Source organism: Arthrobacter sp. HMWF013 (genome assembly GCF_003061105.1).
In the GTDB taxonomy this organism is placed as follows: domain Bacteria; phylum Actinomycetota; class Actinomycetes; order Actinomycetales; family Micrococcaceae; genus Arthrobacter.
Genome location: NZ_QAIQ01000315.1, coordinates 1 through 6,773, shown reverse-complemented (window position 1 = coordinate 6,773; position 6,773 = coordinate 1). Strand labels below are relative to the sequence as shown.

The 6,773-nt window shown below is 62.5% G+C and carries 8 protein-coding genes; 4 read left to right on the top strand and 4 right to left on the bottom strand.

All coding sequences use genetic code 11. From position 1 onward, the window contains the following. From DBR22_RS11985 to DBR22_RS23845, 4 genes are all read left to right on the top strand, one after another. Window positions 1–373 (top strand): nuclear transport factor 2 family protein (locus DBR22_RS11985; RefSeq protein WP_108599196.1); only part of this gene is annotated, 373 nt, incomplete at its 5' end. Beyond that, window positions 374–1,129 (top strand): IclR family transcriptional regulator, encoded by a 756-nt coding sequence (locus DBR22_RS11980; RefSeq protein ID WP_108599195.1) that lies wholly within the window; start codon window positions 374–376, stop codon window positions 1,127–1,129. A 147-nt stretch (window positions 1,130–1,276) separates the two neighbouring features. Next, window positions 1,277–2,578 carry an MFS transporter gene (locus DBR22_RS11975; RefSeq protein WP_219928114.1) on the top strand — a complete coding sequence of 434 codons (1,302 nt, stop codon included), beginning with the start codon at window positions 1,277–1,279 and terminating at the stop codon, window positions 2,576–2,578. A 48-nt stretch (window positions 2,579–2,626) separates the two neighbouring features. Beyond that, a complete protein-coding gene (locus tag DBR22_RS23845; protein ID WP_181365147.1) occupies window positions 2,627–3,307 on the top strand; it encodes a DAPG hydrolase family protein in 681 nt (226 codons plus the stop codon). A gap of 200 nt (window positions 3,308–3,507) precedes the next feature. Here the strand turns inward: DBR22_RS23845 and DBR22_RS11965 are convergent, their stop codons facing one another. The 4 genes from DBR22_RS11965 to DBR22_RS11950 all read right to left on the bottom strand — a co-directional run. Next, complete coding sequence (locus DBR22_RS11965; RefSeq protein WP_108599194.1) at window positions 3,508–4,143, bottom strand: GNAT family N-acetyltransferase; 636 nt, start codon at window positions 4,141–4,143, stop codon at window positions 3,508–3,510. Between the two features lie 279 nt (window positions 4,144–4,422). Then, window positions 4,423–4,869 (bottom strand): hypothetical protein, encoded by a 447-nt coding sequence (locus DBR22_RS11960; RefSeq protein ID WP_108599193.1) that lies wholly within the window; start codon window positions 4,867–4,869, stop codon window positions 4,423–4,425. Between the two features lie 356 nt (window positions 4,870–5,225). Further along, window positions 5,226–5,687, bottom strand: a complete 462-nt coding sequence (locus DBR22_RS11955) for a hypothetical protein (protein ID WP_146187485.1) — start codon at window positions 5,685–5,687, stop codon at window positions 5,226–5,228. Between the two features lie 403 nt (window positions 5,688–6,090). Further along, the coding region (locus tag DBR22_RS11950) for a hypothetical protein (protein ID WP_258229165.1) at window positions 6,091–6,773 on the bottom strand (683 nt) is incomplete at its 5' end.

The following is a 6,773-nucleotide window of genomic DNA, read 5'->3' as shown; positions in this document are numbered from 1 at the left end:
CGAAGCCGCCAACCTGCTATACTCCTACACCGAGATCGCAGACCGCAAAGACGTGCCGGCGGTTCTGGACCTGTTGGCCCGCGCCCGGGTGGAATTCCCTGCGCGGACCGCTCAGGGCGCGAATGAGCTGGCAGCCCATTTCACCGGGCTGTGGGCAGCCCCCGAAGCCCACCACCACATCGTGTCCAACCTGATCGTCCAGCCCACCGACGAACCGGACACGTTCACGGCCCGCGCTCTGTATACCCGGTGGCTTTTCACCCCGGCGCCTGTCATGACAACGATGGGCGAATATGCCATGGTGGTCGTGAAGGACGGAAGTTGGCACATCCGCGATCTGAGAGTATCCAGGTCCTGGCAATTGGAGGGCTGAGTGTCGACGTTTGCCAAGGCGGCAACCATTCTGAACCTCCTGGCCGAGAGCCGTGGCAGGCTCACCCTGACGGACCTTGCCCGCAAATGCAGCATGCCCCGTTCGACCGTCCACCGGATCATCCAGGAACTGGAAGCCGAGCATTTCGTGATGCAGGCTTCCTCAGCCGGCGGATACGTCCTCGGGCCAGGGGTTTTGAAATTCGGCATGAACAGCCACCTTCAGCTGGTCGCAGCGATCAGGCCGGTCCTGATTTCACTGGCCCAGGAAGTCAACGAAAACGTCGAGCTGGCGGTCTTTAGCGGGCGCGAGGTCGTTGTTGTGGACCAGGTGGCCTCCGCCGCGCGGCTGATCCCGGTCACCAAGGTCGGCAAGAGCTTTTCGCTGCACGGCAGCTGCATTGGAAAGATCCTTCTCGCCCAGCTTCCGGACTCCCGCGTTTTGGAAATCCTTCCGAAGAAGCTTGCGGCCCACACTGTCAACACCATCACCGATGTCGACGTGCTTCTGCAGGAGCTGAACGAGATCCGCGAAACCAACATCGCGTTCGACCACGAGGAACACGACCTCGGGATCAGTGCGGCAGCGACCTGCCTGCGCAGCCCGACAGGGGTCAGTCAGGCCGTAGCCGTCGTGCTGCCGACGCACCGGTTCAAGTCCCGCGCGGAAGCCATTCTAGAGGGACTGAAAAACATTCAGCCCAACGCGGTTTCCCGCATCGCCCATGAAAGGCTGGCCCGCCGAGGCCTGGGCTAACGCTGAAAAGGGCAAGAGCGATAGGTCTCCACACAAGGTGTCCCATTTCACGGGACAGCAGTGTTGTTCAGGTCACATGAGTCTCGCACGATTGCTCCAATGGTTCCGCGCACGTTTGCCGGGTCCGGAAGATCAAAGGAGATTTTCATGCATATCCCCAAGCCCTCCGAACTTACTTCGGAAGCACCAGCCCATTCCCACCGCATCGTGATCGTCCTGTGCATGATCACAACGATCATTGAGGGCTACAACCTCATCGTCTACGGCTCGGTCGTTCCGCTGCTTCTGCGGGACGCCAGCCTGGGCGTAGACGCCGAAGCGACGGGTCTCATTGGCGGCGTCATCTACATCGGCGCCATCATCGGCGCGATCAGCGCCGCCATTGCCGCCGAGAAGATCGGCAAGAAGCATGTCCTGGTCATCGGCGTCGCGGTTTTCGCCCTGGCTGCTGTGCTGGCCGGCCTGGCCCAGTCCGGCACGATCCTCGGCCTGGCGCGCTTCCTCGCCGGCGTCGGCACCGGCGCCGCACTCACCACAGCAATGACGGTCGCCCGTAACCACGCAACCAACAAGAATGCCTCACTGGTCGTCACGATCACGATGGCCGGCATCCCGCTGGGTGGAGTGGTTGCATCCCTTATCGGCATCCCGGTCCTTCCGGCCTTCGGCTGGCGTGCCATGTTCTTCATCGGTGCGGCACTCACGGCCGCAATCCTCGTGGCCATCCTCGCCACCCGGATTGGTGAGGAAAACGCCCAGGAAGTCGCCGGCCGCGGATGGTCTGTCCAGGACAAGATCCGTTCGCTCTTCACCGGGCGCGGCCTGCTGGTCACACTGGTCATTGCCGTTTGCGCCGTCGCCAACATGGTGGCCTGGCAGGGCCTGAACGTCTGGGCCACCGAAGCCATGGTCAGCCTCGGCTTCTCACTGACCAGCGCACTGCTGTTCGCATTCACACTTACCGGCGCAGCAGTCCTCGGATCAATGGTCTCCGCCGTGGCAGCCGACCGGTGGGGCTCCGCAGTGGCAACGCTTGGAACAGCCGCCTGCACCGTCATCGGCCTCGTCGGAATCATCATGACACCGCCGTCCACCGCGACTACCCTGATCTTCATCGCACTGATGGGTATTGGAGGTCACTCGACCATGAACCTGGTTCACTCCACGACGGCCAACATCTACCCGCTGCCCGTCCGGGCGACTGCCCTGGGCTGGTCCAACGGCACGTCCTTCATCGGGGCCTTCTTCGGGCCGGTCGCAGGTGCCACGGCCTTCGCCGCAGGCGGTGCCACAGGACTGTTCTCAGCCTTCAGCATCGCGGCCGTTGTTTGCCTGGCCGCTGTCACCGGCCTCTACCTGGCAGACCGCCGCCTGACCCATTCTTCGTTCTTCACCCCGCGGACTGCCCCGGCATCAGCACTGGAGACCGACACGGCCCCGGCTGTCTAAGCGCGCCGGCCACGTTTCACCTGCAAGATCACTACTCATCGGAGCCTCATGTTTGACCTGGATCGACTTCTTGACCCCGCACCGCTGCCGCTTGAAATGGGCTATGAACGCCTCCTCAACGGCGTGCTGCATATTGCCGTCCGCACCGACATGCGGGGATGCACCGGCGACATGCTCACGTGGTGGTTCGGGAGCCGGCCGGGCACGCGTGAATACGCTTGGTGGCACCCGGTTGACCACACCAGCAGCGAGTGGATAGAAGGGCAGCCCGGGGAGGCGATCGGGTCAATTCACGTCGTGACCGAGAAGCTGACCAACCTCGGCGACACCGACCTGCTGGTGCAGTTCAGGGACCCGAGGGAGTTCTTTTCCGCCGGTGGTTACGACGAGGCCAGGACCAGCAACAAGCTCTCGGCAGCGATCTGCGGCCACACAGGCATGGGCCACGACGCCCCCCGGACCCCGGACGGCAAGGTCCTGGGCGGCCGCCTGCTCCACCTGGGGAGGGACACCGAGTGGGGCCTGGCCCTCCGCAGCCACTTCTTCCTGGGCTACGACCTGCCTGCCACGGGGGCCGACCGTGACGCCGTGGTGGCGGAAGTTCCCGATGTCCTGGGACCAAACCTGCTGCAGCACTGCTACGACGAGTTCACCTTCCTCTCCAGGATCCTCCCGCCCCTGTATACCGCAGAGAACCGGGACAAACTGGACATCCCCAGGCCCTGGTAGCGGATCCAGCGTAAAAACGCAACCGAGGCGGCACCCCGAACGGGTGCCGCCTCAGTTGCGTTAGCCGGCCGTGGTACCGGCAGAAAAGTCACAGCGTACCGGCGACAACCTTTCGCGGTGAATGGCGGCCTTTTCACGGCGCTTTTTTCGCATAGCCTCAGCTGAATCGCAACGGGGCGCAGTGCTCAGTAGGGGATCGCTTACGGAGACGGGGTATAGCTGGGATCCGCGGGCCGGCCCGCCAAACGCTCATCGATAACACTGCGTACATGGGGCCATTCCTCGCGCAGAACAGAATAGATGACAGTGTCCCGCCAACTGCCATCCGCACGCCGTTGGACATGTCTGAGCACGCCTTCTTCTTGGGCGCCGATCCGCTCAATCGCCGCCCGCGACCGAACGTTTAGTACGTCGGCCTGCAACCGGATCCGCTCAAATCCATGGGTAAAGGCCGTACTTAGCAGGAGCCGCTTGGCGTCAGCGTTCACCCCGCTGCCCCAAACGTCTGGGGAATAAGCCGTCCAGCCGATGTGTGCAGAGTCATTCTTAAAGTCGAAATCGCCGAGCGTGGTGGTGCCAATAACCCTTTCATCCAATGAGCGCAGGCACACGGCGTACACGTTGCCTTGTTGCCAGGGCAGCCATTGCCTCAGAAACTCCGACCACTGCGGGAAGTCCTCGCGATAAGCCCCCATACCTCCACCCCAGCCGCCAGCGAATATCTCGGGTCTTCCGATAGCTGTGAATAGAGCCGGGAGGTCATTCTCGATCAGCTCGCGAAGAACGACGACGGTACCCTCAAGGCGCGCCTGAGGATCGGGACGGGAAGCAGCCATGCTTCTCATCATGTCAGCTGGGGATGCCCTTAGGACGAGGAACGGGTTGTGCAGACGGCATCTGACATTCGTGAGAGACGACTTCTGAAACTGACATTATGGCACCATCACCGGGCAATATTTCGGGCGATCTAGTGGGAATCCGGAACCTTCGGAACCGCGCGGTCGGTCACACCAGTCGCGGGAAACGGTGCGATAACCGGTCTGATCTTCGGAGATTGTGGGCGCTCTTCTGTTCAGGGCATTTGAGCTGGCGGCCCGTCTCTCCGGGCCAGGGCCTCATTCTGCCTCCGACGATGCGGGGTAGAGGAAGACGTCTACAGAGTCGCCGCGGTAGTGGAACCGGACGACGCTCCCCTTCGGGAGGCCCATCACGGCATCATCACCCGAATGGGTTTGCCCGCCGACGTCTGCAAAAAGATCGACCCCGGGCGGCACACAATTGGCGCCGTCTACAAAAGGACCGGAATGATCGATGAGCATGAAGCACCGGTAGCCCCTTCCGTCCACGAAGAACCAGGGTTCGAATCCCCGATACTGTTGATATCCGCGGAAGCTGGATTGGCCGGCAGCTTCCCCCCAAGGGAATTCCAGCGTTGAGAGGAATTCCAGCATTGTGAGAACGTCGCTGTCAGCCTCGTCTGCGATCGGATGCAATGTGGCATCGGGATGCGGCCTGAGGATCGATGCCACGGTGAACACAGCGGCAAGCAAGACTGCCAGCACGCCGGCTATAAATGAGTAACGGCGTACTCGTGTCGCCGTGAAACGACGCCAAGTCGACCACATCGATCCAATCCTGGACTCCGCCACGGGCGCAATACTGGTTGCCGGGTCCGGCACTTCGTCAATGAACCTGGTCCTGGTGGGGGGAGTAACTGAACCGGAATCCGGGGCTGCAGCGGGTGTTCTTACGTCGGTGTCGGTGAGGGCTCGGGGACCCGCGCTGCGTGCCGCCTCCAGTTCCGCCAGTCTTACCTGTGCTGCAGGGTCGGACTGGATATCCGGATGCGGACCGTATGCCCTCCTGCGGAGCTCGTCCAGCTCCCGCTGAGCGTCGGACCGGGGTGAGGATGGGTCCATCAGCCCGCCTCCGGGATGAGGTAGACGTAAGCATCCACCGTGTCATCACGAAGTACGAATCGGATGATGCCGTCGCCGGCGCGTCCTTCGAATCCTTCAAACCCATCCCGAGATGAGGCGACGTCCATCATGAGATCTGCTGGAGCCGGAGCACAGCGAACGTCCGAGAGATTACCGCTCGCCCGGTGCAGTGCCACGAGACACGGCGAGTCGAACGCGTTTACCCCGGAATAGATCTCGAGACCGAGATACGACCCGTATCCGCGGAGGGTTGCAGCCTCGATCTTCAACAGGGGTGCTCCCCTAAGCAGCAGTCCGGGGAGCCGGTTATCGACCGCAGCCCCGCTCGGATGAAGAGTGGCATCAGGACGCGGCGCGGATAACAGCAGGGTCGTCGTAACGATCCCTCCCGCGAGGACCAGTGCGGCACCGGCCCAGTACAAGCGACTCCACCTTGGCACCGGATGTTCCATCGAGGCAGCGTCCGCGGGGGCCTCCGAATCTGCCGCATTCTCGCTTTCGGGGGCAACCGGCAGAGAATTGACGTCAGCGCGGTCCGCCGCCTCAAGTTCGCGCAACCTCGCTAGGCCTGGAGGGTCGACACTTATGTCTGGATCCGGACCGTATGCCCGTCTGCGGAGCTCATAAAACTCACGGTCGGCGTCCGAAGAGTGCCTGAAGCCTTCCACAGCTCAAAGTACACCCGTCTCGCGGTGCGGGTCTATACGCTCAAACATGGCTCAGCCTGGCCTTGAGTCGTCTTATATCGCATGCGTTTCGTGACACTGAGGCTATGAGACACCCCATGTGGGTTCAGAGAAGGGGTCGACGCCCGCGTGCGGGTTCGCCTTTCGCATCAGCCGGTCACTTGTCGGACTTGAACACGATCGAGTCGAAGACGGCGCGTGCCTCTCTCGTCAGCTCCGGATTGATGGGTGGGTGGAAGGCCACCCAAGCCTCTCTCGTCAGCTCCGGATTGATGAGTGGGTGGTATTGGGCCACCCAGATCACTGCGCGCTGGTCGTTCAGGTCGACCACCCGGTAGGTTTCGCGCTCATTCTGAGTCGAGTACCAGCGTGAGCATTCGTTTGAGAATTCTGAGTGGATGCAGAACCTGTCGCGGTCGCAGGCTGGGATGTCCACGTCGCCCTCGACGGAGTGGTCGAACTCGAAGCCGGAGTAATCGCCCACCACGACCTTGACGGGAGGGGTGCTGGCCGTTGAGGTCTGCGCCGTCATCGCCTCGACGAAGGCCTCAGCCGACGGATCGAGCTTAACGAGCGCGTCCTGCCACGCGCATGCGTCCGTCGGCACGTACTCTGCGGGCCACCAACCCACGAAGACCGCCCCTTCATCCAGGTGATCCGGGTCGTACTTGCCCAGGCCCCCGCCGCCGCCAGACCAGCCGTCCGGGACGGTGATCTCGAAAGGCTCCGTGAAGCTGGTGACGAGGTACGTGCCGGCGTCGATGTCGCAAGTGCCGGGGCCGATGTCGCCGCTGCACGGCAGCGGTGCGACCGTGCCAGCCTCCGTAGTTGGTGTGGGGG

Excerpts from the sequence above, each read along its gene's own strand:
- DBR22_RS23845 (WP_181365147.1), top strand. The coding sequence starts at position 2,627 with ATGTTTGACCTGGATCGACTTCTTGACCCCGCACCGCTGCCGCTTGAA.
- DBR22_RS11975 (WP_219928114.1), top strand. The coding sequence starts at position 1,277 with ATGCATATCCCCAAGCCCTCCGAACTTACTTCGGAAGCACCAGCCCAT.
- DBR22_RS11965 (WP_108599194.1), bottom strand. The coding sequence starts at position 4,143 with ATGGCTGCTTCCCGTCCCGATCCTCAGGCGCGCCTTGAGGGTACCGTC.